Origin of the sequence: Streptomyces sp. S465, assembly GCF_026898115.1 — a bacterium.
GTDB lineage: Bacteria > Actinomycetota > Actinomycetes > Streptomycetales > Streptomycetaceae > Streptomyces > Streptomyces luomodiensis.
The window spans coordinates 1,740,992-1,767,234 of sequence record NZ_CP114036.1; the positions used below are offsets into that span (position 1 = coordinate 1,740,992).

The following is a 26,243-nucleotide window of genomic DNA, read 5'->3' on the forward strand; positions in this document are numbered from 1 at the left end:
CTCTCGCGAACCTGTCGAACGGACCTGCTGACATGAGACGGCGAATCGTCCCCGCCCTGTCCCTCCCGCTCGCCCTGCTGCTGTCCGCATGCGTCAGCTCGACGTCGCACAACGGCTCCGGCTCCGCCGGCAACACCGACGGCAAGGGCGATGTGACCCTCAACGTCGGTGACCAGAAGGGCAACGACGAGGCGGTGCTGCGCGCCGCCGGGCAGCTGAAGAACCTTCCGTACAAGATCAAGTGGTCCACGTTCACCTCCGGTCCGCCGATCCTGGAGGCCGTGAGCGCCAAGGCCGTGGACATCGGCGGGGTCGGCAACACCCCGCCCGTCTTCGCCGCGGCCGCCAAGTCCCACATCAAGGTCGTGGCCGCGAAGCACGGCACCTCCGACGGCGAGACGATCCTGGTCAGGAAGGGTTCGCCGGCGAAGAAGGTGGCCGACCTCAAGGGGAGGTCGGTCGCGGTCGCGCAGGGCAGCTCGGCCCACTACCAGCTGGTCGCCTCGCTCCGTAAGGCCGGGCTGTCGATCAGGGACGTCAAGGTCAGCTTCCTTCAGCCCGCCGATGCCCTGGCCGCCTTCAGCCGCGGCAAGGTGGACGCCTGGGCCATCTGGGACCCGTACACCTCCCAGGCGCTGCGCCAGTCGGACGCGCGGGTCCTCACCACGGGCCAGGGCGTGGTCAACGGCCTCAACTTCCAGGTCGCCAACCCCTCCTCCCTGAAGGACGGGAAGAAGGCGAAGGTCATCAAGGACTATCTCGGGCGGCTGCGCCGGGCCCAGGACTGGGTCTACCAGCACCCCGAGGCGTGGGCGAAGGTGTGGGGCAAGGAGACCGGGCTGCCGTACCAGGTGGCGCTGGACTCCGTGAAGCGGACCAACGGCACCCGGGTGTACGTCGCCGTCGACAAGCCCGCCATCGCCTCGGAGCAGGAGATCGCGGACACCTTCGCACAGCTGAAGCTCACCCCGCGCCGCTTCCGGTTCGCCGATTACGTGGACACCCGCTTCAACGGCGACCTGCCGCCGTCCACCTCGGCGCCCCGCACCTACCAGAAGGGCTCCTGACCCGCACCGTCGAGGGCTTGTGTTCGTGTGCGCTCCAACTCCTAGGGTCCGCGGGCATGGAGACCACGGAGCACACCAGGACACTGGGCCGCAGCGGCATCGAGGTGAGCGCGCTCGGCTTCGGCTGCTGGGCCATCGGCGGTGAGTGGCGGTCCGCCGACGGGCAGCCGCTGGGCTGGGGCAAGGTCGACGACGAGGAGTCCGTACGGGCGATCCGGCGCGCGCTCGACCTCGGCGTCACCTTCTTCGACACCGCCGATGTGTACGGCACCGGCCACAGCGAACGCCTGCTCGGCCGCGCCCTCGGCAGGCGGCGCGCCGATGTCGTCGTCGCCACGAAGTGGGGCAACCTCTTCGACGAGCGGGCCCGCGTCCGCGACGGACAGGACGACTCCCCCGAACACGCACGCCGCGCCCTGACCGCCTCCCTGCGGCGCCTGGACACCGACCACATCGACCTGTACCAGCTGCACATCGCCGATGCCGACCCCGAACGCGCCGCCGCACTCCGCGATGTGTGCGAGGAGTTCGTGCGCGAGGGGCTCATCCGCGCCTACGCCTGGAGCACCGATGACCCCGCACGGGCCGCCGTCTTCGCGCAGGGCCCGCACTGCGCGGCCGTCCAGCACTGTCTGAACGTGCTCCAGGACGCGCCCGAACTCCTCGCCCTCTGCGCGGAGTCGGACCTCGCGAGCGTCAACCGCAGCCCCCTCGCCATGGGATTGCTCACCGGTAAGCACACCGCCGGACGCGCCCTGGAGGCCGGTGACATCCGCAGCGCGCCACCCGCCTGGCTGCCGGGGTTCACCCCGGACACCGGTGCCGATCCGGACTGGCTCCGGCGGGTGGACGCCCTGCGGTCCGTGCTCACCAGCGACGGCCGTACCCTCGCGCAGGGCGCCCTCGCCTGGATCTGGGCCCGCAGCCCGCGGACGGTCCCGATCCCCGGCTTCCGTACGGTCGCCCAGGCCGAGGAGAACGCGGGGGCCATCGCGAAGGGACCGCTCACCGCCGGGCAGACGGCCGACATCGACCGCATCCTGGGGCGCCGAGCCGCGGGGCGGCGTCAGGACTGAAGCACCACGGTTTCCTCGGTGACCAGGACCGCCACCGAACTCATATCGATGAACCTGCCCTCGTCCGGGTGCACCAGCTCCCGGTAATTCTCGGACGCGAAGAAGGCGTCGTGATCCGCCCAGCTGTCGAACCAGATTTCCGTGAGGCCGTCGTAGGCGGGGCGCGGATAGCCGTCGGCGGGCACCGGGTGGGAGACGGTGTACTTCTTCACGTACTGCCGCGCTTCCGGAATGGAGGTGAACAACGGGGCGTGGCGGTTTCGGTGGTGCTCCACGAATTCCTCGAAGGTCATTCCATCGATGCGGTTGATCATGAAAGCGAGCTTGATCATGGACTTCCTCTTGTTCCTCGCTCGCGGTCGCGAGCCGTGGGGGTAACCTAAACGCTCACATCGATGTCATGGGCAAGTCGCCGTGACCCAGTGCACACGAGGAGGCGGGGAGATGCGGATCGGTGAACTGTCCGCCCGGACGGGAGCCAGCCGTCGATCACTGCGCTACTACGAGCAGCAGGGCTTGCTGGTGGCCTCCAGGTCCCCCAGCGGCCAGCGGTACTACGACGACGCGCACGTCCAGCGGGTGTCGCTCATCCAGCAATTCCTCGCCGCCGGAATGTCCAGCAGAACCATCGCCCAGATGGTCCCGTGCATGACGGAGCCCACCATGGGCCGGGCCCGGCAGGCCCTGGCCGCGATGAACAGGGAGCGAACCCGGCTGTCGGCCGCCATCGACGACCTCACCGCCGCCAGAGAAGCGCTCGATCACCTCATCAGCGTCAACGAGGACTTCCTGGCGGACGGGACGGCTGACCGCGCCTCGGCCTGACGTGACCGACACCGTGCCGGGGAGTCACCCGCGCATCGGCTCGGCGGCCGGCTCCGCGGGCGACTCGGTGGTCGGCCCGGTGGTCGGCCCGGTGCGGGTGCCGCGGATGACCAGGCTGAGGCAGCCCAGTGCCACCAGGGCCACTCCGGAGAGCATCGCGGGGTAGGAGAGCCAGTTGGACAGCGTGGCCAGCAGGGCGGGCAGCAGGAAACCCGCGTAGGCGAGGGTGTAGTAGACGCCGGTCAGGCCGGCCAGGTCCGCCGCGCCCGCCATCCGCTGGATCTCCAGCAGCCCGGAGACCACCGCGATCCCATAGCCCGCGCCCAGCGCGACGGCGGCCGCCACCGCCAGCCACGGGGAGCGCAGGACGGCGTTGAGCGCGCACAGCGCGGCGCCGAGCAGCATCACCGCCATCGCCACCACGGGGGCGCGCCCCTTCCCGGTCCCGGTCGTACGGTCCAGCCGCTTGGCCACCGGCTGAACGGCCGCGCCGGTTCCCAGGGTCAGTACCGTCAGCGCGGTCGCGTAGGCGAGCCCCCAGTGGCCCACGCGCGTTTCGACCAGTTGCGGCATCACCGCGTAGGCCAGTCCGGCCGCGCCGAACACCCACGGTGCCATCGGGAGGACCACCAGCCGGAACCGCCGGCGCGCGGGTGCGGGGACGCGCAGGTCGTCGATCAGCCCTCGCAGGACTCCCCGGTCCGCGCCGGCCGCCCAGGCGCCCGGCGCCCGGGTCTCCGGCACCCGCAGGAGCAGCGGCGGGACGGCGACGGCGATCACGATGTGCACGACGTACGGGGTCACCATGGGCCAGGGCCCCCACTGGGCGAGGGCGCCCGCGACGCCCGCGCCGAGGGCGAAGCCCGCCGTCTGGCAGAGCGCGGCACGGCGGGCGGCGAGCCCGGTGTCCGCGCCGGTGGACAGCTCCTTGACCCAGCTGCTGCCGACCGACATGGCGATGCCGACCGCCACCCCGGTGATCAGCCGGCCGGCGTAGATCGCCCAGGAGCCGTCGGCTCCGAAGCTCAGCACCAGGCTGGCGAGCACCGAGGCCACGGTGCCGAGCATCAGGACCGGCCGGCGGCCGCGCCGGTCCGACACCGGCCCGGCGAGCAGCAGTCCGGGTATCAGTCCGACGACGTAGGCGCCGAGGAAGGCGTCCACGCTGAGGGTGGAGTAGCCGCCGAGCCGGCGGTACATCAGCAGCAGGGGGGTGAACTGGTTGCCGCCCCAGCCGCAGACGAACATCGCTGCGGCGACCGGTCGCCACGCGCCCGAGCGGGGCGGGGTGGCAGGCGGCTCGACGACCCGCTGGGTTTCGAGCATGGTGAGGTACGGATTCCTTGTGCGCGTGGGTCGCGGCGGCGCCGTTGCCGCCGGTGGATCAGCGGTCGCTGCCGGATCGCCCCGGCGAACCGTGGGTCGCGGTGAGGTGGGCCCGCAGGGCCACCGCGAAGGTGTCGGCGGCCCCGGCCAGGAGATGGCCGAGCAGCGTCTCGTGCTCATCGGCGAGCACATGCAGCCGCTGCGGCCGGGGCCGCAGCGCGGAGACGCTCATCCGGCGCTGCCGATCGCCGAGCGTGGAGTAGAAGCGGCTGGCCAGGCGGTTCCCGGAGGCGTCGACGATGCCCCGGTGGAACGCCTCGTCCGCCGCGGCGAAGCCGTGGACGTCCCCGGCCCCGGCGAGGTCGCGCTGGTGCGCGATCAGGTCGCGCAGGCGCTGCTCGCCGTCGGCCGTCAGACCGTCCCGGGCGATCCGCTCCGCGGCGGACTGCTCCAGGGCCTGCCGCAGCTCCAGCACGTCCGCGGCCTCGCCCGGGGGCACCGGCACGACGACCGCGCCGCGCTTGGGGTGCAGGGCCAGCAGTTCCTCCGATTCCAGCCGGAGGAACGCCTCACGCACCGGCGTGCGGCTCACCTGTACGCGTTCGGCGATCTCTCCCTCACTGATCAGCGTGCCGGCGGCGAGCTCTCCGCTGAGGATGAGCTCCTTCGTCACCGAGTACACCGTCTGTGCTGCTGATGAACGCCCTGTCGTCGCGGCCATGACCCACACAGTAGCACTCATAGATACAAGCTTGTATCTATGCGGGGCGGATGATGTCGTGGGCGGCGGTGAGGAGTTCGGTGACGAGGGTGTCGACGCGCACGGCGTCCGTGGCCGTCGCCTCCGCGCACTGCTCGGCGCGGTCAGTGGCCGGCCGCCACTTCGTCGAGGAACAGGTGGTTGCGCTCCAGCACCGTGAGCAGGTTCCGCAGCAGCGGGGAATCGTCGTCCTCCCGCCACGCCAGATCGAGCCGGACGCTCAGCGCGTCCTCGATCGTCTTGCACCGCACGCCCTCGCGGGGGGCGGAGCGAATGGAGTCGGGCAGGACGGCGATGCCGAGGCCGGCGGCGACCAGCGCGAGGGCGGCGGAGGTCTCGGTGACCTCGTAGGCGGGGCGCGGATAGAAGCCGGCCGCCAGGCAGCCGCGGACCACGGTGTCGTTGACGACGGAGCCGAGCGCGGCGCCGTACATGACGAAGTCCTCGTGCCGCAGCTGCTCGACGCGCACGGTGTCCGCCTCGGCGAGCCGGTGCTGCTCGGGGACGGCCACGACCAGGGCCTCGGTGGCGACGGCGCGGTGTGCGATGCCTTCCTGGCGGACCGGTGGCCGCAGCACGCCGACGTCCAGGCGGCGCTCGATCAGCCCCGCCTCCTGTGCGGGCGTGAGCATCTCGGTGTGCACCTCCAGCATCACGTGTGGCATCTCGCGCTTCACCAGCCGTGCGAGCGCGGGGAGTTGCCGGTAGGAGGCGGAGCCGGTCAGGCCGATCCGCAGCACACCTTCCGCCCCCGAGGCGAAGCGCGCCACGCGGGCGACCGCCTCGTCGACGGCCTTGAGGATGCGCTCCGCATCGGTGCGGAACACCTCACCGGCGCCGGTCAGCGCGACCTGCCGGGTGGTCCGGCTGAACAGCTCCACGCCCAGTTCGGCCTCCAGTCGGCGGATCGCCTGGGAGAGCGGGGGCTGGGCCATGTGCAGCTGTTCCGCGGCCTTGCCGAAATGCCGGGTCTCGGCGACGGCCGCGAAATACCGCAGGTGCCTGAATTCCATCCGGCGCCCCTTTCGTGGCTCCGGGGCCCTCGATTACGCCACAGCGTAGGAGCGCCTCACATACGACACAAATACCTGGTTCCCACTTTATTGAGACGCCGCGCATATCAATAACCCCCTGGGTCAACCCTGGGCACATGTCTGGGGCCGACTCTTCACTCGGCTGTCATGGTGCTGCAAAGCGGCCGTAATACGCCGTCGCCGACCGGATCGCCCGGCCGGCGGGACACGGATCAGCGGAGGAACGGGACCATGGCCGAGGCTTTCAGCCGTGCGCGGACCATCCTCGACGGCGCCCTCGTGGAGGACCCGGACACCGGCACATACCGGGTCCGGCGGAGTGTCTTCACCGACGAGGAGCTCTTCGAGCTGGAGATGAAGCACATCTTCGAGGGCAATTGGGTCTATCTCGCGCACGAGAGCCAGATCCCGGAGGCCGGTGACTACTTCACCACCCATATCGGCCGCCAGCCCGTCGTGATCTCCCGCGACAAGCAGGGGGAACTGCACTGTCTGATCAACGCGTGCAGTCACCGGGGCGCGATGCTGTGCCGCCGGAAGACCGACAACCGCACCACCTTCACCTGCCCGTTCCACGGCTGGACGTTCAGCAACAGCGGACGGCTGCTGAAGGTGAAGGACCCGCGGGATGCCGGTTATCCCGAGCAGTTCAACAAGGACGGCTCCCACGACCTGACGAAGGTCGCCCGCTTCGAGAACTACCGCGGTTTCCTCTTCGGCAGCCTCAACCCGGACGTCAAGCCGCTGACGGAACACCTGGGGGACGCGGCCGTCGTCATCGACATGATCGTCGACCAGTCCCCGGAGGGTCTGGAGGTGCTGCGCGGCTCCTCCACCTACCAGTACGACGGCAACTGGAAGCTCCAGGCGGAGAACGGCGCCGACGGCTACCACGTCTCCGCCACCCACTGGAACTACGCCGCCACCCAGGCCCGCCGCACCTCCGGCGAGTCCAAGAACGACACCAAGACGATGGACGCGGGCGGCTGGTCCAAGCAGCAGGGCGGCTTCTACTCCTTCGACCACGGCCATCTGCTGCTGTGGACCAAGTGGCTGGACCCGGCCAACCGGCCCCTGCACAGCAGGCGTGCGGAACTGGCGGAGCAGGTCGGCCCCGAGCGCGCCGACTGGATGATCGGCGTCTCCCGGAACCTGTGTCTGTACCCCAATCTGTACCTGATGGACCAGTTCAGCTCGCAGATCCGGCACTTCCGGCCGGTCTCCGTCGACAGGACCGAGGTCACCATCTACTGCATCGCCCCCAAGGGCGAGCCCGCCGAGGCCCGCGCCCAGCGCATCCGGCAGTACGAGGACTTCTTCAACGCCACCGGCATGGCCACCCCGGACGACCTGGAGGAGTTCCGCTCCTGCCAGAAGACGTACCTGGCCACCGCCGCTCCCTGGAACGACCTCAGCCGCGGCGCCGTGCACCGGATCGAGGGCCCGGACGAGGCCGCCAAGAAGATCGGCATCAACCCGGTCGCCAGCGGGGTGCGCACCGAGGACGAGGGCCTCTACCCCATCCAGCACGGCTACTGGCTCGACACCCTGCGCAAGGCCCTGGACCTGGAGGCGGCGAAGTGACCACGGCGACCGGCGAGACCACCCTCGAGGACATCCGGCGGTTCCTCTACCGCGAGGCCCGCCACCTCGACGACCGCGAGTTCGAGAAGTGGCTGGAGTGCTACCACCCGGACGCCGAGTTCTGGATGCCGGCCTGGGCCGACGACGACGAGCTGACCCGTGACCCGCGGCGTGAGATCTCGCTGATCTACTACCCGAGCCGGGCCGGTCTGGAGGACCGCGTCTTCCGCATCCGCACCGACCGCTCCAGCGCCACCAGCCTGCCCGAGCCGCGCACCGGCCACAACATCACCAACGTCGAGATCACCGGCCGGGACGGCGACCTGCTGCACGTGCGGTTCAACTGGTTCACCCTCTCCTACCGCTACCAGACCACCGACACCTACTTCGGCACCTCGTACTGCACGCTCGACCTCTCCGGCCCCGAGCCCCTGATCCGGCGGAAGAAGGTGGTGCTGAAGAACGACTACGTGCACCACGTCGTGGACGTCTACCACCTGTGAACCAGCCGCCCAGCACCCCTCCCGAAATGAGCACCAGCATGTCCTTCCAGGTCGCCCTGAACTTCGAGGACGGCATCACCCGGTTCATCGACTGCCGCCCGGACGAGACCGTCGCCGAAGCCTCCTACAAGGCCCGGATCAACATCCCCCTCGACTGCCGCGACGGCGCCTGCGGCACCTGCAAGTCGCTGTGCGAGTCGGGCCGTTACGACGGCGGCGACTACATCGACGAGGCGCTGTCCGACGACGAGGCGGCGGCCGGCTACTGCCTCCCCTGCCAGATGACCCCGCACAGCGACCTCGTGCTGCGCATCCCCTCCTCCTCGGCCGCCGCGAAGACCGGCGCGGCGGCGCACACCGCCACCGTCACCGACATCCGGCGGCATTCGGCCGGCACCGTCGAGTTCGCCCTGGAGGTGGACGACCGCGACGCGCTGGACTTCCTCCCCGGCCAGTACGTCAACGTGGCCGTCCCCGGGACCGACCAGGCCCGCTCGTACTCCTTCAGCTCCGGCCCGGACCAGCGGCAGATCTCCTTCCTGGTGCGGACCGTGCCGGGCGGCGCGATGTCCGAGTACCTCGGCGAGCGGGCCCGGCCCGGCGACCGCGTCGAGTTCACCGGACCCATGGGCAGCTTCTATCTGCGCGAGATCACCCGCCCCGCCCTGCTGCTGGCGGGCGGCACCGGGCTGGCGCCGCTGCTGTCGATGCTGGAGGGGCTGACCCGCAAGCCCCCCGCGCACCCGGTCCACCTGCTCTACGGCGTCACCACCGACCAGGACCTGGTCCACCTGGACACCCTGGAGGACTACGCGGAGGTCATCCCCGGCTTCACCTTCGACCACTGTGTCGCCGACGCCGCCAGCACCGCACGCAACAAGGGCTTCGTCACCGGCCTGATGGACGCCTCCACGCTGCACGACGGCGATGTGGACGTCTACCTGTGCGGCCCGCCCGCCATGGTCGAGGCGGTGCGCGGCCACATCGCGGCCCTCGGCGTGACCCCGGCGAGCTTCCACTACGAGAAGTTCACCCCGGCCCCCGCGCGCGAGACCGCGGAGGCGGCGTGAGGGCGCACCCCGGCCGGTTCGCCGGCCGGAGGGTCGTGGTCACCGGTGCGGCCCAGGGCATCGGGCTGGCCGTGGCCCGGCGGCTGGCGGCCGAGTCCGCCGAGCTGGTCCTGGTGGACCGCTCCGAGCTGGTGCGGGAGGCCGCCACCGAGCTGAAGGCCGAGGCGGTCACGGCCGACCTGGAGACGTACTCCGGGGCCGCGAGCGCCCTCGGCCAGGCCCTCGGCCCGCACCGCCGGGTGGACGTCCTGGTCAACACCGTGGGCGGCGCCATCAACTTCAAGCCGTTCACCGCGTTCACCGCCGAGCAGATCCAGGCGGAGGTGAACCGCTCCCTGATGCCCACCCTGTGGTGCTGCCGCGCGGTGCTGCCCGCCATGGTCGAACAGGGCCACGGCACGATCGTCAACGTGTCCTCGGCGGCCACCAGAGGCATCCACCGCATCCCCTACTCGGCCGCCAAGGGGGGCGTCAACGCGCTCACCGCCTCGCTCGCCCTCGAGTACGCCGACGCCGGCATCCGCGTCGTCGCCACCGCGCCCGGCGGCACCCAGGCGCCCCCGCGCCGCATCTCCCGCGGCACACCGGAGCGCCGCACCGAGCGGGAGGAGGCGTGGTTCCAGGCCCATATCGACCAGACGCTCGCCTCCTCCCCGATGGGACGCTACGGCACCCTGGAGGAACAGGCCGCGGCCATCTGCTTCCTCGCCTCCGACGAAGCCTCGTACATCACCGGCACCGTGCTGCCGGTCGCCGGTGGAGATCTCGGATGACCGGGGTCCACGGTGTTAGCGTGCTGGTCCATGAACGACCGCGACGACCTCGCTGAGCTGCGGCGACACCTCATCGGACGGGTCGCCGAGAGCGCCGCGCTGACCCGCGCGGTCGACGCCGCCCGCGCCGGCCGGCCCGCCGTCCTGCTCGTCGAGGGCCCGGCGGGCATCGGCAAGACCGCCCTGGTCGACCATGTGCTCGCCACCCGGGAGACCTGCGCGACGGTGCGGGTCGCGGGCGTCTCCTGGGAGTCGGACCTGCCGCTGGGCGTCGCACGGCAGCTGCTGCGCGCCGACGCCCCGCGGTCCGTCCTGGAGGCGGCGGACCTGCTCCACGACCGGTGGACCGCCGACCAGGAGGACGCCCCCCTGCTGGTGGTCGTGGACGACGCGCACTGGGCCGATGTGGAGAGCCTGCGCGCGATCCGCTCCGCGCTGCGCCGGATGACCAACCAGCGCGTCCTGGTCGTGCTCGTCGCCCGGGACGAGGTGGACCAGACGGCGGAACCGCACGCGGACACCCCGCTGCCGGTGCTGCGCACGCTGGAGTTCCTGGACGGCTGCCGCGACAACGCGGTGCGCCCCAGCCCGCTGACCCCCGAGGACGTCAGGACCCTCGCGCACGACGCCCGTGGCCTCGCCCTGGATCTGCCCGCCGCCCGCCACCTGTGCCGCCACACCCGGGGGAACCCCCGCCACATCCGCCGGCTGCTGACCGAGATCCCGCCGGAGACATGGCAGGACTGGCGGCCCGAGCTGCCCGCCCCGGCCCGGTACACCTCGGCCGTCCGGCACCGGCTCACCCGCTGCGGCCCGGCCGCCCGAGCGCTGGTGGAGGCGTGCGCCATCCTGGACGACGACGCCCCGCTCGCCGAGGCCGCCGCACTGGCGGACATCGCCGATCCGCTGCCCGCGGTGGACGAGGCCCGCGCCGCCGGACTGCTGGTCGCGGGCGTCGAACCCGGCCGTATGCTGCTCTCCTTCGCCCATCCGCTGACCCGGGCGGCCGTGCTGACCGGGATCGGCCTCGCCCGCCGCGCCGACCTGCACCGCAGTGCCGCGGCGAGCACCGAGGACCGCGGCCGCCGGCTGGCGCACCGGGTCGCCGCCACCCCCTCGGCCGACGCGGCCCTCGCCGAGGAACTCGACCGGCACGCCACCGAACGGGCCCGAGCCGGTGAGTGGGCGGCCGTGGCCGACACCCTGGTCCTCGCCAGCCGGCTCAGCCCCGGCCGGGCCGCCCGCGAGGACCGGCTGCTGCGCGCGGTGGACGCCATGATCGGTGCCGGGGACGTCCCCCAGGCCACCGTCTTCGCCGGGCAGCTGGAGAGCTTCCACGCGGGCACGCTGCGCGAAGTCGTGCTCGGCTACCTGGCGATCATGCGGGGCCGCCCGGCGGAGGCCGACGCGTTCCTGACCCGCGCCTGGCGGAGTTGCGACCCGAAGCTCCAACCGGACCTGATGGCCAGGATCTGCCAGCGCCGGGTGCTGCACGCACTGGGCCGCTGGGACGGAGCCGACCTGGTGACCTGGGCCCGGCGGGCCGTGGAGGTGGCCGATCCCACCGATCCCTCGGCCATCGAGTCGGAAGCCGTCCTGGGCCTCGGACTCGCGGGGTCGGGCCGCTATGAGGAGGCGGTGGCGGCCTACGAGGCGGTCGCCGCCCGGCTGCCCGGAGGCGCCCAGCCGCAGCGGTTCCACCTGGGCCGGGGCTGGGTCGACCTCGCCCTGGACGCCCCGGAGGCCGCCCGCCGCCGCCTGGAGGCCGCCGTCCCCACCGGCTACCGGATGGGCTCCACCCGTATCTCGCTGTGGGCGCAGGGCTTGCTGGCCCGCACTCAGTTCGCCCTCGGCACCTGGCCGGAGGCCCTGGAGACGGTGCAGCGGGCCGCCGCCCGGCTCGCCGAGGTGCGCATCGAATTCGTCCGCCCGCTGGTGCACTGGACCGCGGCCCAGATCCACGCGCTGCGCGGGGACTGGGACGAGGCCGACCGGCACCTCAACGCCGGCGCCGCCGCCCCGCACCAGTACGAGGTGATGCTGGTGCCGTCCTGTCTGGCCCGCGCCCAGGTCGCCGAGGCGCGCGGCGACTACCCACGGGTCCTGGAGGCGCTGTCCCCCATCGTCCACTTGCCCTCCCGCGCCTCGATCGACGAACCGGGCTTCTGGCCCTGGCAGGACGTCTACGCCAACGCCCTGGTGATGACCGGCCGCCTGGAGGAGGCCGACGCGTTCCTCGCCCCGTACGAGGAGCTGGCCGCCCGCCGCGGCCACCGCTCCACCCAGGCCCGCCTGGGGCTGGTCCGCGGCAGGCTCACCGGGGCGCTCGGCGACATCGACACCGCCCGCACCCGGTTCGAGCAGGCCCTCGCCCACCTGGAGTCCCTGCCGCTCCCCTACGACCGCGCCCGGGTGAACTTCTCCTACGGCCAGACCCTGCGCCGGGCCGGTAAACGCCGCGAGGCCGACACCGTGCTGACCAACGCCCGCGACACCTACGTCACCCTCGGCGCCCGCGCCTACGTCGCACGCTGCGACCGGGAGATCCAGGCCGGCGGCGTCCACACCGCCCGCGTCACCCCGGGCCTGTCCCACCTCACACCCCAGGAACGGGCCGTCGCCCGGCTGGTGGCGGCGGGGGCGACCAACAAGCAGACCGCGCTGGAGTTGTACATCTCCGTCAAGACGGTGCAGTACCACCTCACCCACGTCTACTCCAAGCTCGGCGTCCACTCGCGCAGCGAACTGGCGGCGCGCTTCAAGGAGCCGCCCCAAGGCGCCTGATGCGGTGTCCGGTTGCTGGCACCTCGCGGTCGGCCACGGGTAACCGCTGGTCGTCCCGCGCCCCGTTCGGAGCGCGCGTATTTTTTTTCTGGCTCTTGACAAAAATCGGCGGTGGTTCGCATGCTGTGCGGCATGCCCTCTCAGGACGGCCTCTGCCACGCATCATGCGGGCACCCGAAGAGTTCGCACGCGAACTGCCGCGCCACCACGGCCGCGGCGCGATGTCGCTGACGCGTGGGTAAGACATCGCGGAAGCTCCTGGGGGACGACCCCGTCGTTCCCTGATCTCCCTTCCCCTTCTCTTCTCTCCCCCTCCCCTCCACTCGACTCTTCTCACACCACCCTGCGCGGGCGCGGCCGTCCGGCGGACACGCCGGGGCCGTCGCTCGGCATGGACGCGCGCCCGCCACGACGAAGAAGGACATGACTGATGACCAGATCCGAGAACCCCTCGCCCATCGGCAGACGGACGTTGCTGGCCGGAGTCGCCGCCGGCTCCCTGGGAGTGGCGGCGGGACTGCCCGCGACCGCTGCCCAGGCCGCGCCGGTCGAGGCCGCGCCGAAGCGGCGTTACCCGTCCAACTGGCCCGCACTCGAGCCCTACGGCCTCGCGGACACCCGGCTGGACCTGTGGCCGCGCGAGGACAACTCCTTCGTCCTCCCCCTTGAGTTGCGCCCCCGTGACAAGGAGCGCGGCCAGGTCTGGATGCGGGACACCTACGTCAACTGCTTCGTCGTGGACGGCCGCCCGCTCTACGTCGCCACGGGCACCACCCGCGTCCCCGGACTGGAGGTGGCCGGCCCGTGGAACGACGGCATCTTCGTCTGGGTGGCCCGGTCCCTGCGGGGGCCGTGGCGGCTGGCCGACACGACCCGCATCCGGCCCGGCGCCGAGCGGGGCAAGGTGTGGTCGCCCGAGTTCGTCGGCGAGAACCGGCCCGGACGCACGGTCGTCGCGCCGTGGCAGGAGTACTGGTACGACGACCAGTTCGGCAAGCGCGGCCAGGCCTGGGCCCCGGAGGTGCACTACTTCCGCGGCAAGTGGTACATCGTGGCGTGCATGGGCGACCACTCCCAGAAGGTGGGTTCGTTCCTGCTGGTGAGCGACGGCGGGGTGGAGGGCCCGTACCGGCTCATCGAGGGCAACCTCGAAAAGCCCTTCGGCGAATCGTTCATCGGGGGACCGGCTTTCATCAAGCCCGGCGCGTACTACCACATCGACGGCAGCCTCTACACCGAGCGTGACGACGCGTGGCTGGTGCTGCACAACAACCTGTACGCGAAGTTCCGGCCCGACATGGAGGACATCGTCCCGGCGACGAACCTCCCGGCGTTCCAGCAGACGCCCTACTCGCCCGAGCCGTATCTCGAAGGCGCGTACGTGTTCAAGTACGGGGGCAAGTACTACCTCGTCCAAGCCGCGTGGAACAGGACGTCCGTCAACCCCGACGGCACCACGCGATACGCGTACGACACGGCCGGCACCGGCCGTGTGCAGTACCAGTACGACGCCGTCGTCGCCGTCTCGGACCGCTTCGAGGGCCCGTACTCCCAGCGGTGGACCGCGGGGGTCGGCGCCGGCCACAACAACTTCTTCGAGGATCACCACGGCCGGCTGTGGGGGACGTTCTTCCGCAACCCCAACGTCGGCTACTGGTCCGACGCGTCGCGCCTGGCCGACGCCGCCGTGCCCGGTGTCGTACGGCTGGAGTGGACCGGCCCGGAGGGCAATCGCCTGTACGTCCAGCGCCGTAACCGCGGGCACGCGATCGGCGGCTGACCACCCGTGCGGCGGCCGGTTCTCCCCGCGCGGGGAGAACCGGCCGCCGCCGTGTCGGCACCTGCGGCTCTTGACAGTGCCGCCACCCGCCACATACGTTCACGCCACACCCATCAGGAGCGGCCGAGAGACCTGGCTCGTCGACGCCGCGGCAACGAGGTGTCGCGATCCGCGGCAGTGCCGGGTGTGAACACCAGGACCGATGGGAGTCATGGTGAGGGCATCGCGCGTCAGGCTGGTGCGAACCGCGGTTCCGCTGCCGGTCTGGACGAAGCGTCGGCACGTGGACCTGTGCCGGACCCACGCGGCGCTCTGTCGCTGACGGTTCGCCCCCTCTTTCCCCCCTTCTTTTCACTTTCCCCTGGCAGGCCCGCGCCCCCCGTGGCCCCGGGCCGGGCCTGGTTCCCCCTGTCCGGGTGTTCACCCGCCCCCAGCAGACGCCGCACCGAGACGTCACCGCGATGCCGGTGAGAATGGACGAGTCGTGAGCGCGAAACGGCCCAGAACGCTGAAAACCGTGACCGGAGCCGGCGGCACGTCGGAGACCTACGACCTGGCGATCGATCCGACCCGGTCCACACTCGACACCGCGGTGCGGGTGGCGAAGCTCGCCGAAGCCGCGCGGATCGACGCGCTCTTCACCGCCGATCTGCTCAGATTCGACGCCCAGGGCGCCATCGGGTCGCAGGAACCGCTGGTCTTCGTCTCGGCGCTGAGCCAGGTGACATCGCGGATCGGCCTGATCGCCACGGTCTCGACCACGTTCAGCCACCCGTTCAACCTGGCGCGGCTGTTCGGCACCCTCGATCACGTCAGCAACGGGAGGGCCGCCTGGAACCTGGTGACCTCCTCGGTCGGGGAGGAGAACTTCGGCCCCGGCGAACTGCCCAGCCCCGAGGAGCGCTACGCCCGCGCCGCGGAGGCGCTGGAGGTGGTCAACGCGCTGTGGGACAGCTGGGAACCCGGTGCGCTGACCGGCGGCCCGGACGGAAAGGCGGTGCTGCACCGCGACCGGGTGCACCCGATCCACCACTCGGGCCGGTTCTTCGACGTGGCCGGTCCGCTGAACATCCCGCCGCTGCCGCAGCGGCGCCCGGTGCAGATCCAGGCCGGGCAGTCCGCGGCGGGGACCGCGCTGGGCGCCCGCTACGCCGAGATCGTCTTCACCTCGCTGCCCACCCTCGACCACGCGGTGGACTTCACCCGGAAGATCCGTGGCCAGGCGGAGCGGCTGGGACGGCCCGACGGGCTGCCGCTGATCTTCAGCTCGTTCCACGCCACCTACGGCGCCACCGAGGAGGAAGCACGGCGGCTGGTACGGGAGAAGCGCGAGTCGATCGACTTCGAACGCGGCCGCGCCCAGGTGGCCGACATGCTCGGCGGCGGAGTCGACCTGTCGGACCTCCCCCTCGACGCGACGCTGCCCGAGAGCCTGCTGCCCGACGTGGCCTCGGTGAACCGCCGCCGCGGCCGGGTCGACATCTTCGCCGGCTACGCGCGGCAGGGGTACACACTGCGGGAACTCATCATCGCGGCGCAGGACACCGGGCACTGGGCCGCCGCGGGCACCCCCGAGCAGCTCGCCGACGCCGTCGAGGAGCGGTTCCGGGCGGGGGTGCTGGACGTGATCTCGCTGAGTGGCCTCGCGGACCCGCGCCAGCACGACTTCGTGGTCAACGGTCTCCTGCACGAGCTGCGCAAACGGAAGATCGTCGCGCCCGACTACACCGGCACCACCCTGCGCGAGAACCTCGGCCTGGAACTGCCGGCCCGCGCCACCGCTCCGGTGCGGGTCTGACCCGCCCCGGCCGGCGCGGGAAGGGGGCGGGGCGGCCTCGCGCCGCACCCGCCCCACCGCACGGCGCCGCGGGTCACAGGGCGGCGAGCACGGTCTCCACGACGCGGTCGGTGGCCAGTCCGTACCGGTCGTGCAGGGTCGGGAGGGCGCCCGCCGCCAGGAACTCGTCCGGGAGCGCCACGGGGGTGTGGTCAACGTGCCGTCGGCGCCTCAGCGGTCCCGGCGCCGGCCCGCGGTCCGCTGGAGCCCGCCGGCCCGCTCCGCGGCGTGGCCGGCGATGTCCCGGCCGACCTGGTAGCCGAAGACCATGGCCGGGCCGATGTTGGCTCCGTATCCGGGGTAACCGCCGCCGAAGACGCTGACGGCGGCGGTGCCGACGGCGTACAGGCCCGGGACCGCCTCGCCCGTCGAGGCGACCACTTCACTGCGGCGGTTCACCGAGAGTCCCGCGTAGGTGCCCAGGTCACCCATCTGGATGCGGACGGCGTAGTAGGGGGCCTTGTCGATGGGGGCCAGGTTGGGGTTGGGCTTGTGCTCCATGTCGCCCTTGAAGTGGTGGAACCAGTTCGAGCCGCGCTTGAACCTGCGGTCCCGCCCCAGGGCCGCGTCGGCGTTGAACTCCGCCAGGGTGCGCTTCAGCGCGGCGGCCGGCACGTCGATCCGGGCGGCCAGTTCCTCGATGGACGAGCCCGCGACGAGGTAACCGACCTTCTTGTAGTACCAGGTGGGCAGCGGCCAGGGCTTGGCGTAGCCGATGCCGTACGTGTGCATGGCCTTCTTGTCGGCGATGATCCAGCCGAAGGTGTCCCGCTCACCCGCGTTCTCCTTGATCATTTCCACGCCGAAGTCGTGGTAGGAGAACGACTCGTTGGCGAACCGCTCACCCTTGCGGTTGACCGCGATCAGTCCGGGCAGGCCGAACGCGCGCAGATGGGGGAAGATCCGGTCCTGCCCGCGCAGGTTCTTCCAGACGGTGACCGGACCCCAGGAGGCGGGCTGGTGCGGCCGGGTGTCCAGCACACCGCCGTGCGGCTCGGCCAGGTAGTAGCTGTCCCCCTGGTGACCGATGGTCGGCGTGAAGTGGTTGTCGCCGCGCGGGTCGTGCCCGAAGACCTGGGTGCGCAGCCTGGTGTCGCCGGAGAAGCCACCGGCCGCGATCACCACACCGCACCCGGCCCGGACCCTCCCGGAGTGCGCACCGGTCAGCACCGCGCCGTCCACCACCCCGGCGTCGTTCTTGAGGATCTCGGTGACCTTGGTGTCGGTCCACATCGGGATGCCCATGTCCCCCGCGCTCGCCAGCATGCGGGTCATCAGCGCGTTGCCGTTGGTGCGGGTGAACGCCCGGCGGAAGAGGGTGCGCTCCACCCAGGTCGTCACCAGCCGCCGCAGCACGTAGAGGAACGCTTTGAGGGACCGGTTGGCCTTGAGGAACGTGGCGATGTCCGGGCCGATCTCGGGCATGTAGCCGAACACGGTGTACGTGTAGAGGTAGGGCTGTACGCGCAGCCGGTTCCGCTTCAGCATCCGGCCGCTGGCCTTCTGCACCGTCAGGGCCCGGCCGGACTTCCGGGCGCCCGGGGTGTCCATCTGGTAGTCGGGCGCCATCTCGGGGTAGTGGAACCGCACATCGGCGTCGTTCTCGAAGAAGTCCAGCGCCTCGGGCACCAGGTCGAGGAAGGCCGCGACGGCGGCCGGGTCGTGGGAGTCGCCGGCGAGCGCCTTGATATAGGTCTCGGCCTCCTCGCGGGTGTCGCCCTCGGCGACCCCCTGCTTGTTGCCCGGGACCCACAGCCAGCCGCCGGAGATGGCGGTGGTGCCGCCCAGGTACGGCTCCTTGTCGACGACCAGGACGTCGAGGCCCTGCTGCTTCGCCTTGAGGGCAGCCGAGATCCCGGCGGCGCCGGAACCGATGACGAGCACATCGCACTCGTAGGTCGTATCACTGGTCTTGTCGCTCATGATGTCCAACTTTCGCGGCTCGGAACTCGGGTGGACGGGGCTCGGTGGCGGGGCTCAGTGGGCGGTGTAGCCCCCGTCGATGACGAGCTCGGTGCCCGTCGTGAACGACGATTCGTCGGACGCGAGGTACAGCACGCCGTAGGCGATCTCGTCGGGCTCGCCCTGGCGGGCGATCGGGTTGCCCAGGACCAGTTGCCGGTAGTACTCGTCGGCGCCCAGCGGGCTGCCCTCGGCCGAGGAGCGGCTCATCCTGGTCCGCATGGAGCCGGGGTGGATGGAGTTGACCCGGATGCCGTGCGGGCCGTAGACGACGGCGTCCGACTTGGTCAGCAGCCGGACCGCGCCCTTGGAGGCGTGGTACAGCGGGACGTTGCCGCCGCCGGTCAGGCCGTGGATCGAGGAGAAGTTCACGATGCTGCCGCGGCCCCGCTCGATCATGTGCGGCACGACGTACTTGGTCAGCAGCCAGGTTCCCTTGAGGTTGACCCCGATGACGGCGTCGAACTCCTCCTCCGTCGCCTCGTGCGACGGGGCCGGACGACCCAGGATGCCGGCGCCGTTGACCAGGACGTCGGGGGCGCCGAACCGCTCGGCCACCTGCCGTACGGCGCCCTCGACCTGGGCGGCGTCGGTGATGTCCAGGGTCCAGTCGGCCACCGCGTCGGTGCCCCAGGGCTCGGCGGGCGCCGTCCGGTCGAAGTTGGCGACCCGGGCCCCGTGGGCGGTGAGCATGCGGACGGTGGCGGCGCCGAGGTCGCCGCTGCCTCCGGTGACGATCGCGACCTTGCCGGCGACGCGTCCGGTGTGCTGCCGGTCAGCGCTCATGATGCGTGCTCCTTCGCTTGGTTGTGGTGGGTCAGGGGGTGCGGCCCGCGGTGAGCCGGAGGGCCTCGGCGGCCACCGACGCCGGGTTGGTGAGCGCGATGGGCCAGCCGGTGTCGCCTCGGCGAGGAAGGTGCGCCCGGCGGCGGAGCCGGTGACCATGTCGAGTTCGCCCAGCCGGCGGCGGGCGTCGAAGTCCGTGGCGGACGCGTCGCGGTGCAGCATCGAGGTCATCCACCAGGAGAAGTGCTGGGCACGCCAGATACGCTCCGAGGCCGTCGCCCCGTACCGCTCCAACAGGGCGGGCTCGCCGTCGAGGAGGAAGCGCTCCAGCGCCTGGGACAGCACGGCCACGTCGCAGATCGCGAGGTTGAGGCCCTTGGCGCCGGTCGGTGGGACCGTATGGGCGGCGTCCCCGGCGAGGAACAGGCGTCCGTGGCCATGAGCCCGGCCGGTCCGGCACCTATGATGCCGACCTGTGTGCGGGCATGGGTGGTCTGTGCGGTCATGCGGTGGTTACCCGTTCTGGCGAGAGCGGTGGGCCGGCGGGCACACACCGCGAGTGCTGACCCGCTGTCAGCGGTGCTGAGGAGTCGGGCGGTCCGGCCACGGCGGCCGGGCCGGCGCGAAGCGGACCGTCGTCTGCCGTTCATGTTCCGGTCGTTGGCCCGTGTCCGGCTCGTCGACCGATGTGACCAGCGTGCAGCGCGGCCGAGGTGGCCCACAACACACATTCCGTTCAATGGGAAGGCGGGTCACGGGGAAAGCCGTTGGCGGCCGTCGCCCGGCAGCCGGGGGCCGTGGCTGCGCAGCACGTCCTCGTCGGCGGTGGGAGCGCCCATGGCGCGGGAGATGCCCCGGCTGGCCGCGAGCAGCGCCGGGACCAGGGCGCGGGGGTTCGGGTCGGCGGCCGGGATGACGATGGACAGCGCCGCGACCACCTCGCCGTCACCGCCCCGGACCGGGGCCGCGACGCCCGTACCCGACTGGCTGATCATCTGGGCCGCGACGACGAACCCCTCGTGGCGCACCTGCGCCAGCAGGGAGCGGAGGTGCGCCGGATCGGTGACCGTGCGGGCCGTGTACCGCCGCAGTCGCCACGACAGGACCTCCTCCTGCAACTCCAGCGGGCTGTGGGCCAGGAGCACCAGGCCCGCCGAGGTCGCGTGGATCGGGAGCCGGCCGGCGATTTTGGTGATGTTCCGCACCGCGCCCCGGGCGGACAGGCGTTCCAGGTAGAGCACGTCGGTGCCCTGGAGCACACCGATCTGGGTGTGCTGCCGCACCACCGCCTGGAGGTCCTCCATGAACGGCATCGCCACTTCGCGCAGATCGAGGACGCGGGACGAGCGGGACGCCAGCTCCCAGAGCTGATAGCCCATGCGTACCCGCTTGCCCTCGGCGCGGTCGAGGGCGCCGAGTCCGACGAGCTCGTTGACGATCCGATGGGCCGTGGCCACCGGCAGATCGGCGCGCCGGGCGATCTCCGAGACGGTGAGGGCGGGCGAGCTGGACGTGAACAACCGCAGGATGCGCATCGCGCGGCTGAGCACCGACTCACCGGCGTTGGACCTGGCCATATGCGGTCACCTTCCGTTCCAGACTGGCACACGTCCTCGCCGGCGCACCAGCGCCGGCGAGGACCGCCGCGATACCGGCCTTCGTGGGTGGCGAGCCCTATATCTCCGCGGCCAGGCGCCCCAGCATGGGCGTCCACTCCCACGCGGTGACGGCGCCGACCAGCGAGTGGCGCCGGAACGGATCGTCCTCGGTGTGCCGGACGGCCTCCTCCTTGGTGTCGGCGCGGATCAGCAGCAGGGCGCCGGGGGCCTCGTCGGGCCCGAACGGCCCGGAGCAGAGGTTGACGCCCCGGTCGCCGAGCGCGCCCAGGTACTCCTTGTGGGCCGGGCGGTGCTCGTCACGCCCCGCGGTGTCGTCGGTGTAGGTGTAGATGACGGCGAAGACCGGCATGCCGGGTCCTTCCTCTCGTACGGGTGGGGCGGGCGCCGGACCGCTCAGCGGCGCGGCAGCGGCTTGCCCAGCTCGGCCAGGGGGACCCGGTGGGTTTCGCGCGCGGTCAGGACGGCGGCCGAGGAGACCACGCCGCAGACGGCGGCGAACACCGCGACCGGAATCCAGCCGGTGACGCCGTCCCCCATGATCGCGAACCCGATGGCCGGGGCGAACCCGGCGAGCAGGAAGCCGAACTGGCTGCCGACGGCGAACCCGGAGTAGCGCACCCGGGCGGCGAACAGCTCGGAGAAGTACGCGGGCCACAGGCCGTTCATGCCCGAATAGGCGACACCGTTGAGCAGGACGGCCACCAGGACGATCAGCGGAACGCTCCCGGTGGACACCGCCCAGAAGTATCCGCAGACCAGGACCGCGCAGCTCAGGGCGGCCGTGATCCACACCGGCCGGCGGCCGACCCGGTCCGAGAGCGCCGCCGCCGCGGGCACACCCACCACCGCCACCGCGTTCGCCGCCACCGACACCCACAGCATGGTCGATCTGTCCAGACCGACCGCGTCCGAGGTGGCGTACGCCAGGCCGAACACCATGAAGACGGTCTGGAACACCGCGAAGAGCGAGGCGAACAAGACCTTGAGGACATCGGCCCACTGCGTGCGGAAGAGGTGCGCCAGGGGCAGCGGCGGCAACGTCTCCCGGTCCGCCTCGGCGGTGAAGACCGGTGTCTCGTCCAGTCGCCTGCGGACGAGGTAGGCCAGCACGATCATGACGATGCCGAGCCAGAAGGGCACTCGCCACCCCCATGACATCAACTGGTCTTCCGGCAGGGCCGCCACCGGGATGAACACGAGGTTGGCCAGCAGGATGCCGGCCATCGTGCCGGACATCGCGAAGCTGGTGAAGAAGCCCCGGCGCCCCTCGGGCGAGTGCTCCAGGGTCAGGGTGCTGGCGCCGGCCGCCTCACCGCCCGCGGAGATGCCCTGGCCGAGGCGGGCGAGCACCAGCAGGATCGGGGCCACGATGCCCACCTGCTCGTAGGTGGGCAGCACTCCGACGGCCAGGCTCGAGACGCCCATCATGAGGAGGGTGAAGACCATGACCTTCTTGCGGCCGACCTTGTCGCCGAAGTGGCCGAGGATGACACCGCCGATCGGACGTGCGGCGTAGCCCACGCCGAAGGTGGCGAGGGCGGAGACGGTGCCGACCGCCGGGTCGCCGGAGGAGAAGAACAGGGTCGGGAAGACCAGGGCGGCCGCCGACCCGTAGCTGAAGAAGTCGTAGTACTCGAGCATGCTGCCCAGGAACGCGGCGAGCGCGGCCTTCCTGGGCTGGGTCCGAGGACCTCCGGGACCGCCGATCAACCGGTCGCCCGGTGGGTGGGCGGCTGTCGGCGGCGGGGTGGGTGCGGACATGGATTCCTCCGTACGCGGCTCGCGGAGAGAGTTCCTGTGTGGTTCGCATGCGATGGTCGGATGAGCGTGGCCTCAGTCACACGGACCGCGATACAGCCATTCCGTCCAATGGGAAACTTTCCGCTCCCCTCACTGCGGGCCGCCATATCAGGCCGCCACCGCCCTGTACCTCAGAGAGGGACAGCAGCCAGTGATGCCGACCTCTCCGCATCGAGGTGTACCGTAGTCAGCAGGTTCGATTCGCGACTCCCCCAAGATTCTCACCATGACGTTCGTCCCGTAGAGAGGGACACAAAAGGAAGATCGAGGGAGCGCAGCAAGGGAGCACACGACCATGGCAAGCGGACGGGTACAGGGCAAGGTGGCCGTCGTCACCGGTGGGGCACGTGGTATCGGCGCGGAGATCGGCAGGCTCCTCGCCGCCGAGGGCGCCACCGTGGTGGTGGCCGATCTGGCGCCCGCAAAGGACATTCCCACGTCCGCCGAGGGCGGTCCGGCCGATTACCGCCGGGTGGACGTCACCGACGAGGCGTCGGTGCGCGCCGCGTTCGACGACATCGTCGCCACCCACGGCCGGATCGACGTCCTGGTCAACAACGCCGGTGTGCCCGGCCCGATCAAGCCCTCCCACGAGGTGGTGGAGGAGGAGTACGACCTTCTCTTCGCCGTCGACGTCAAGGGCGTCTGGCTGTGCACCAAGCACGCGGTGCGGCACATGCTGGAGCGGGGCGGTGGCAGCGTCATCAACATGTCGTCCATCTACGGCCTGGTCGGCGGCGCCCGCATCCCGCTGTACCACGCGGCCAAGGGCGCGGTCCGGATGATGACCAAGGCCGACGCCGCCACCTACGCCACGTCGGACATCCGGGTGAACTCCGTGCACCCCGGCTCGATCGAGACCCAGCTGAGCACGTCGCTCTCCGCCGACCCGTCGCCCGAGGCCGCCGCCTACGCGCAGCGGATGCTGGACAACACACCGGTCGGCCACCGCGGCACCCCCGAGGACATCGCCTACGGCGTCCTCTACCTGGCCTCGGACGAGTCACGCTTCGTCACCGGCACCGAGCTGGTGGTCGACGGCGGTTACACCGCCGTCTGACCGGCCCGGAATCATGGGTGCCGGGCGCCGCCGCGCGGACACTGCGGCGGCCGACACCCATCGACTCACCGAGAGGACGCCGTGGCCGACGCCAAGAGCTACATCATCGAGTCCCTGGACACCGGACTGCGTCTGATGCGCCTCTTCCTCACCCATGACACGCTGTCGGTCACCGACGCGGCCAGGGAGCTGGGAGTGGCCCGCTCCACCGCGCACCGGGTGCTCAGCACCCTCGAGGCCCGCGGCTTCGCCACCCGCGACGCATCGGGCCGCGGCTACTCCGCCGGACCCGAACTGGTCACGCTGGGCCGTCCGGCCGGCTACGGCCCCGAGATCAGGGCCCGGCTGCGGGTGGTGCTGGACGCGGCGGCCACCGCCACCGGAGAGACCATCAGTGCCGTCGCCCTGATCGGCGACCAGGTCATCATCACGGACGGCCGGGAGTCGCCCCATCCGGTGCGCGCCGTCCTGGAGACCGGCCGCGCCCACCCCGCGCACGCCACCTCGGCGGGCAAGGTGCTGCTCGCCCAGCTGACCACCGAACAGGTCTGTGCCCTCTACCCGGAGGAGCGGCTGCCCGGCGTCACCACGCACACCCTGGTCTCCCGTACCGCCCTGCTGTCCGAACTGGCCCGCGTCCGCGCGCTCGGCCGCGCCGACAGCGTCGGCGAGTCGGTCTGGGGGATGAACGCCGTCGCCGTGCCGTTGGCCGGCCACAGCTGGCGCGACCGGCTGGCGCTGATGGCGTCCATGCCCGCGGACCGGGGCGGCGCGTCCGAACTCGCCCGGCACGCCGCGGCGTTGCGCGAGGCCGCGGGTCTCCTGCCGCCACCGGCCGGCTGACGCCGGGGCGTCCGGCGATGGCGAGGAGGGCGAACACCGCCGCCACCCCCGGTTCGGCGGTCGGCGAGCTGTTCACCGACCGCCTCGTCGAAACCCTGGCCGGCTGCTCCGTGGCGCTGGTGGTGCTCCGGGCCACCGGGCGGCGCGGGCCCCGGATCGCCCAGGTCCGCCAGTACCACCGCACACTGGACGCCATCGCCGGGCCGCTGGCCCGCCTCGACCGGGGCGACCTGACCTCTTCCGGGGCACGGCACGCCCACCGGGACGTCGCTTACGAACGGGAACGGCACAGCGCGATGCTCGCCCGTGCCCTCGACGACGACCCCCGACTGTCCGCCTGGCTGTCCGTCGACCGAGCCCTCGGCCACCTGGCCCACGACGCGCCGGCCGCCGTCTGGCATCCGCGTGCCACCACCGCCCTGTCCCCGGGCGCCACCCGAGACGTACTGCTCCGCACCCGGCGGGAGCCGGAGCCCCGGGGCCACCGGCCCGGCGGACGCCGCCCGCGCGGTGGCCGGTGCGGCACGGCCCGCCACGCCCTCGCCACCGGCCGTACGACTGTCCCTGCCCGCTCAGGTGCCCCGGCGGCCGGGCGTGGTGCGGGCGACGTCAATGGCCGTCCAGGCCATGCCGAGCGCTCCGTCGAGCACGGCTCGGTCGGCTGCCGGGGTGATGCAGGCGGCGGTGAACTCGGGCTGGTGGTTGACGGCCGGATGGCAGTCCAGTCCGAGCATGGGGTGGATGGTGGGCACCACGTGTGAGACGTTGCCCATGTCGGTCGCGGCGCCGACCACACGGTCCGGCAGTTCGGGGAAGGACCGTCCGAGTGCGGTGGCGTTGGCCACCCACAGCGCCAGCAGGTCGGGATCCGGGCGCAGATCGGCGTAGTCGGGGCCGGCCGGTGCCGTGGTCAGTTCGCAGCCGGTGGCCAGCGCCCCGGCTTCGAAGCAGCGGTGCACCCGGCGGGCCAGCGGCTGGAGGGTGTCGAGCCGGTCCGTGCGCACGATCCACCGGCCGCGGCTGACGTCGGGGATGATGTTCGCGGCGGTGCCGGCCTCGGTGACGATGCCGTGGACGCGGTCGGAGGCGGCGGTCTGCTGGCGCAGCAGGCCGATGGCCACCTGGGCGAGGGTCATGGCGTCGGCCGCGTTGGTGCCGAGTTCGGGGTAGGCACCGGCATGAGCCGGCTTGCCACGGTAGGTCACGTCGAACTGGGTGACGGCCAGGCCCGGCATGGCCGCCATCTCGACCGCGGCCGGATGGACCATCATCGCGGCGCGCAGCCCGTCGAAGGCGCCCTGTTCGAGCATGCGGACCTTGCCACCGCCGCCCTCCTCGGCGGGGGTGCCGAGGACGCGTACGGTCAGCCCGAGTTCGTCCGCCAGGGGGGCGAGCGCGAGGCCGGCGCCGACCGCCGCGGCGGCGATGACGTTGTGGCCGCAGGCGTGTCCGATGTCCGGCAGGGCGTCGTACTCCGCGCAGACCGCGATATGCGTCGGGCCGCTGCCGATGGTCGCGTCCACCGCTGTCGGCAGCCCGTAACACCCGTGCCGGACGTCGAATCCGGCGTCGCTCAGAGCGTCCGCGACCCATCGGCTGGCCAGGTGCTCCTCGAAGGCCGGTTCCGGGTGGGCGTGGATGCGGTGCGAGAGGGCGGTCAACTGGTCCTCGGCCGCGTGGACACGGCGCGCCGCGGCGTCCTTCGCGGCGTCCCCGGTGAGCGGAGAGTTCATGGTCGTCGCCGTTCCGTTCGT

General features: G+C 71.7%; 22 protein-coding genes, 1 pseudogene and 1 riboswitch. Of the genes and pseudogenes, 12 read left to right on the plus strand and 11 right to left on the minus strand.

Annotation, left to right across the window (positions count from 1 at the left end; translation table 11 throughout):
• The first annotated feature begins 32 nt into the window (after window positions 1-32).
• Both N6H00_RS07395 and N6H00_RS07400 read left to right on the plus strand, forming a co-directional pair.
• Window positions 33-1,067, plus strand: a complete 1,035-nt coding sequence (locus N6H00_RS07395; protein ID WP_268970779.1) for an ABC transporter substrate-binding protein — start codon at window positions 33-35, stop codon at window positions 1,065-1,067.
• 56 nt (window positions 1,068-1,123) lie between these two features.
• Entirely contained in the window at window positions 1,124-2,143 is a 1,020-nt protein-coding gene (locus N6H00_RS07400; protein ID WP_268970780.1) for an aldo/keto reductase, read from the plus strand.
• Here the strand turns inward: N6H00_RS07400 and N6H00_RS07405 are convergent.
• Window positions 2,134-2,475, minus strand: a complete 342-nt coding sequence (locus N6H00_RS07405; RefSeq protein ID WP_268970781.1) for an EthD domain-containing protein — start codon at window positions 2,473-2,475, stop codon at window positions 2,134-2,136. The two genes, N6H00_RS07400 and N6H00_RS07405, sit on opposite strands and share 10 nt — an antisense overlap.
• Window positions 2,476-2,587: 112 nt before the next feature.
• Between N6H00_RS07405 and N6H00_RS07410 the strand changes: the two genes are divergently transcribed.
• Window positions 2,588-2,968 (plus strand): MerR family transcriptional regulator, encoded by a 381-nt coding sequence (locus N6H00_RS07410; protein WP_268970782.1) that lies wholly within the window; start codon window positions 2,588-2,590, stop codon window positions 2,966-2,968.
• Window positions 2,969-2,992: 24 nt separating this feature from the next.
• Here N6H00_RS07410 and N6H00_RS07415 read toward each other — a convergent pair whose 3' ends face one another.
• From N6H00_RS07415 to N6H00_RS07425, 3 genes are all read right to left on the minus strand, one after another.
• Complete coding sequence (locus tag N6H00_RS07415; protein WP_268970783.1) at window positions 2,993-4,294, minus strand: MFS transporter; 1,302 nt, start codon at window positions 4,292-4,294, stop codon at window positions 2,993-2,995.
• 58 nt (window positions 4,295-4,352) lie between these two features.
• A complete protein-coding gene (locus tag N6H00_RS07420; protein WP_268970784.1) occupies window positions 4,353-5,015 on the minus strand; it encodes a GntR family transcriptional regulator in 663 nt (220 codons plus the stop codon).
• Window positions 5,016-5,158: 143 nt separating this feature from the next.
• The gene (locus N6H00_RS07425) at window positions 5,159-6,067 is read right to left on the minus strand and encodes a LysR substrate-binding domain-containing protein (protein ID WP_268970785.1); all 909 of its coding nucleotides are present in this window, start codon (window positions 6,065-6,067) and stop codon (window positions 5,159-5,161) included.
• Window positions 6,068-6,319: 252 nt separating this feature from the next.
• Between N6H00_RS07425 and benA the strand changes: the two genes are divergently transcribed.
• From benA to N6H00_RS07460, 7 genes are all read left to right on the plus strand, one after another.
• The gene (gene benA, locus N6H00_RS07430) at window positions 6,320-7,672 is read left to right on the plus strand and encodes a benzoate 1,2-dioxygenase large subunit (protein ID WP_268970786.1); all 1,353 of its coding nucleotides are present in this window, start codon (window positions 6,320-6,322) and stop codon (window positions 7,670-7,672) included.
• Window positions 7,669-8,175, plus strand: coding sequence for a benzoate 1,2-dioxygenase small subunit (gene benB / locus N6H00_RS07435; protein WP_268970787.1), 507 nt, complete (start codon window positions 7,669-7,671; stop codon window positions 8,173-8,175). The genes benA and benB overlap by 4 nt, the downstream gene beginning before the upstream one ends.
• A 26-nt stretch (window positions 8,176-8,201) precedes the next feature.
• Window positions 8,202-9,245 carry a benzoate 1,2-dioxygenase electron transfer component BenC gene (gene benC / locus N6H00_RS07440; RefSeq protein WP_268970788.1) on the plus strand — a complete coding sequence of 348 codons (1,044 nt, stop codon included), beginning with the start codon at window positions 8,202-8,204 and terminating at the stop codon, window positions 9,243-9,245.
• Window positions 9,242-10,018 carry a benzoate diol dehydrogenase BenD gene (gene benD, locus N6H00_RS07445; RefSeq protein WP_268970789.1) on the plus strand — a complete coding sequence of 259 codons (777 nt, stop codon included), beginning with the start codon at window positions 9,242-9,244 and terminating at the stop codon, window positions 10,016-10,018. The genes benC and benD overlap by 4 nt, the downstream gene beginning before the upstream one ends.
• A gap of 30 nt (window positions 10,019-10,048) precedes the next feature.
• Window positions 10,049-12,802 (plus strand): helix-turn-helix transcriptional regulator, encoded by a 2,754-nt coding sequence (locus N6H00_RS07450; RefSeq protein ID WP_268970790.1) that lies wholly within the window; start codon window positions 10,049-10,051, stop codon window positions 12,800-12,802.
• A 430-nt stretch (window positions 12,803-13,232) separates the two neighbouring features.
• Window positions 13,233-14,582, plus strand: a complete 1,350-nt coding sequence (locus N6H00_RS07455; RefSeq protein WP_268970791.1) for a family 43 glycosylhydrolase — start codon at window positions 13,233-13,235, stop codon at window positions 14,580-14,582.
• Window positions 14,583-14,689: 107 nt separating this feature from the next.
• Window positions 14,690-14,791: riboswitch (SAM riboswitch) on the plus strand.
• 308 nt (window positions 14,792-15,099) lie between these two features.
• Window positions 15,100-16,380 (plus strand): NtaA/DmoA family FMN-dependent monooxygenase, encoded by a 1,281-nt coding sequence (locus N6H00_RS07460; RefSeq protein WP_268970792.1) that lies wholly within the window; start codon window positions 15,100-15,102, stop codon window positions 16,378-16,380.
• Window positions 16,381-16,590: 210 nt separating this feature from the next.
• Here the strand turns inward: N6H00_RS07460 and N6H00_RS07465 are convergent, their stop codons facing one another.
• The 6 genes and pseudogenes from N6H00_RS07465 to N6H00_RS07490 form a co-directional block, all read right to left on the minus strand.
• Window positions 16,591-18,342 (minus strand): FAD-dependent oxidoreductase, encoded by a 1,752-nt coding sequence (locus N6H00_RS07465; RefSeq protein WP_268970793.1) that lies wholly within the window; start codon window positions 18,340-18,342, stop codon window positions 16,591-16,593.
• A gap of 54 nt (window positions 18,343-18,396) precedes the next feature.
• The gene (locus N6H00_RS07470; RefSeq protein ID WP_329618667.1) at window positions 18,397-19,398 is read right to left on the minus strand and encodes an SDR family NAD(P)-dependent oxidoreductase; all 1,002 of its coding nucleotides are present in this window, start codon (window positions 19,396-19,398) and stop codon (window positions 18,397-18,399) included.
• 21 nt (window positions 19,399-19,419) lie between these two features.
• A pseudogene (locus N6H00_RS07475) lies at window positions 19,420-19,614 on the minus strand (FAD-dependent monooxygenase); the annotation flags it as partial.
• A gap of 305 nt (window positions 19,615-19,919) precedes the next feature.
• Complete coding sequence (locus tag N6H00_RS07480) at window positions 19,920-20,744, minus strand: IclR family transcriptional regulator (RefSeq protein ID WP_268970794.1); 825 nt, start codon at window positions 20,742-20,744, stop codon at window positions 19,920-19,922.
• 97 nt (window positions 20,745-20,841) lie between these two features.
• On the minus strand, window positions 20,842-21,135 hold the full coding sequence (locus N6H00_RS07485; protein WP_268970795.1) for a YciI family protein: 294 nt from the start codon (window positions 21,133-21,135) through the stop codon (window positions 20,842-20,844).
• A gap of 44 nt (window positions 21,136-21,179) precedes the next feature.
• The gene (locus tag N6H00_RS07490; protein ID WP_268970796.1) at window positions 21,180-22,547 is read right to left on the minus strand and encodes an MFS transporter; all 1,368 of its coding nucleotides are present in this window, start codon (window positions 22,545-22,547) and stop codon (window positions 21,180-21,182) included.
• Between the two features lie 334 nt (window positions 22,548-22,881).
• Between N6H00_RS07490 and N6H00_RS07495 the strand changes: the two genes are divergently transcribed.
• Both N6H00_RS07495 and N6H00_RS07500 read left to right on the plus strand, forming a co-directional pair.
• A complete protein-coding gene (locus tag N6H00_RS07495) occupies window positions 22,882-23,646 on the plus strand; it encodes an SDR family NAD(P)-dependent oxidoreductase (protein ID WP_268970797.1) in 765 nt (254 codons plus the stop codon).
• 81 nt (window positions 23,647-23,727) lie between these two features.
• On the plus strand, window positions 23,728-24,489 hold the full coding sequence (locus N6H00_RS07500; protein WP_268970798.1) for an IclR family transcriptional regulator: 762 nt from the start codon (window positions 23,728-23,730) through the stop codon (window positions 24,487-24,489).
• Between the two features lie 572 nt (window positions 24,490-25,061).
• Here the strand turns inward: N6H00_RS07500 and N6H00_RS07505 are convergent.
• Window positions 25,062-26,222, minus strand: a complete 1,161-nt coding sequence (locus N6H00_RS07505) for a M20 family metallopeptidase (RefSeq protein ID WP_268970799.1) — start codon at window positions 26,220-26,222, stop codon at window positions 25,062-25,064.
• Between the last annotated feature and the right edge of the window lie 21 nt (window positions 26,223-26,243).

Bases quoted from the DNA above. Each gene is read 5' to 3' on its own strand.
- N6H00_RS07395 (WP_268970779.1), top strand. From the start codon at position 33: ATGAGACGGCGAATCGTCCCCGCCCTGTCCCTCCCGCTCGCCCTGCTG.
- N6H00_RS07400 (WP_268970780.1), top strand. From the start codon at position 1,124: ATGGAGACCACGGAGCACACCAGGACACTGGGCCGCAGCGGCATCGAG.
- N6H00_RS07405 (WP_268970781.1), bottom strand. From the start codon at position 2,475: ATGATCAAGCTCGCTTTCATGATCAACCGCATCGATGGAATGACCTTC.
- N6H00_RS07410 (WP_268970782.1), top strand. From the start codon at position 2,588: ATGCGGATCGGTGAACTGTCCGCCCGGACGGGAGCCAGCCGTCGATCA.
- N6H00_RS07415 (WP_268970783.1), bottom strand. From the start codon at position 4,294: ATGCTCGAAACCCAGCGGGTCGTCGAGCCGCCTGCCACCCCGCCCCGC.
- N6H00_RS07420 (WP_268970784.1), bottom strand. From the start codon at position 5,015: ATGGCCGCGACGACAGGGCGTTCATCAGCAGCACAGACGGTGTACTCG.
- N6H00_RS07425 (WP_268970785.1), bottom strand. From the start codon at position 6,067: ATGGAATTCAGGCACCTGCGGTATTTCGCGGCCGTCGCCGAGACCCGG.
- benA (WP_268970786.1), top strand. From the start codon at position 6,320: ATGGCCGAGGCTTTCAGCCGTGCGCGGACCATCCTCGACGGCGCCCTC.
- benC (WP_268970788.1), top strand. From the start codon at position 8,202: ATGAGCACCAGCATGTCCTTCCAGGTCGCCCTGAACTTCGAGGACGGC.
- N6H00_RS07450 (WP_268970790.1), top strand. From the start codon at position 10,049: ATGAACGACCGCGACGACCTCGCTGAGCTGCGGCGACACCTCATCGGA.
- N6H00_RS07455 (WP_268970791.1), top strand. From the start codon at position 13,233: ATGACCAGATCCGAGAACCCCTCGCCCATCGGCAGACGGACGTTGCTG.
- N6H00_RS07465 (WP_268970793.1), bottom strand. From the start codon at position 18,342: ATGAGCGACAAGACCAGTGATACGACCTACGAGTGCGATGTGCTCGTC.
- N6H00_RS07470 (WP_329618667.1), bottom strand. From the start codon at position 19,398: ATGACCTCGATGCTGCACCGCGACGCGTCCGCCACGGACTTCGACGCC.
- N6H00_RS07480 (WP_268970794.1), bottom strand. From the start codon at position 20,744: ATGGCCAGGTCCAACGCCGGTGAGTCGGTGCTCAGCCGCGCGATGCGC.
- N6H00_RS07485 (WP_268970795.1), bottom strand. From the start codon at position 21,135: ATGCCGGTCTTCGCCGTCATCTACACCTACACCGACGACACCGCGGGG.
- N6H00_RS07490 (WP_268970796.1), bottom strand. From the start codon at position 22,547: ATGTCCGCACCCACCCCGCCGCCGACAGCCGCCCACCCACCGGGCGAC.
- N6H00_RS07495 (WP_268970797.1), top strand. From the start codon at position 22,882: ATGGCAAGCGGACGGGTACAGGGCAAGGTGGCCGTCGTCACCGGTGGG.
- N6H00_RS07505 (WP_268970799.1), bottom strand. From the start codon at position 26,222: ATGAACTCTCCGCTCACCGGGGACGCCGCGAAGGACGCCGCGGCGCGC.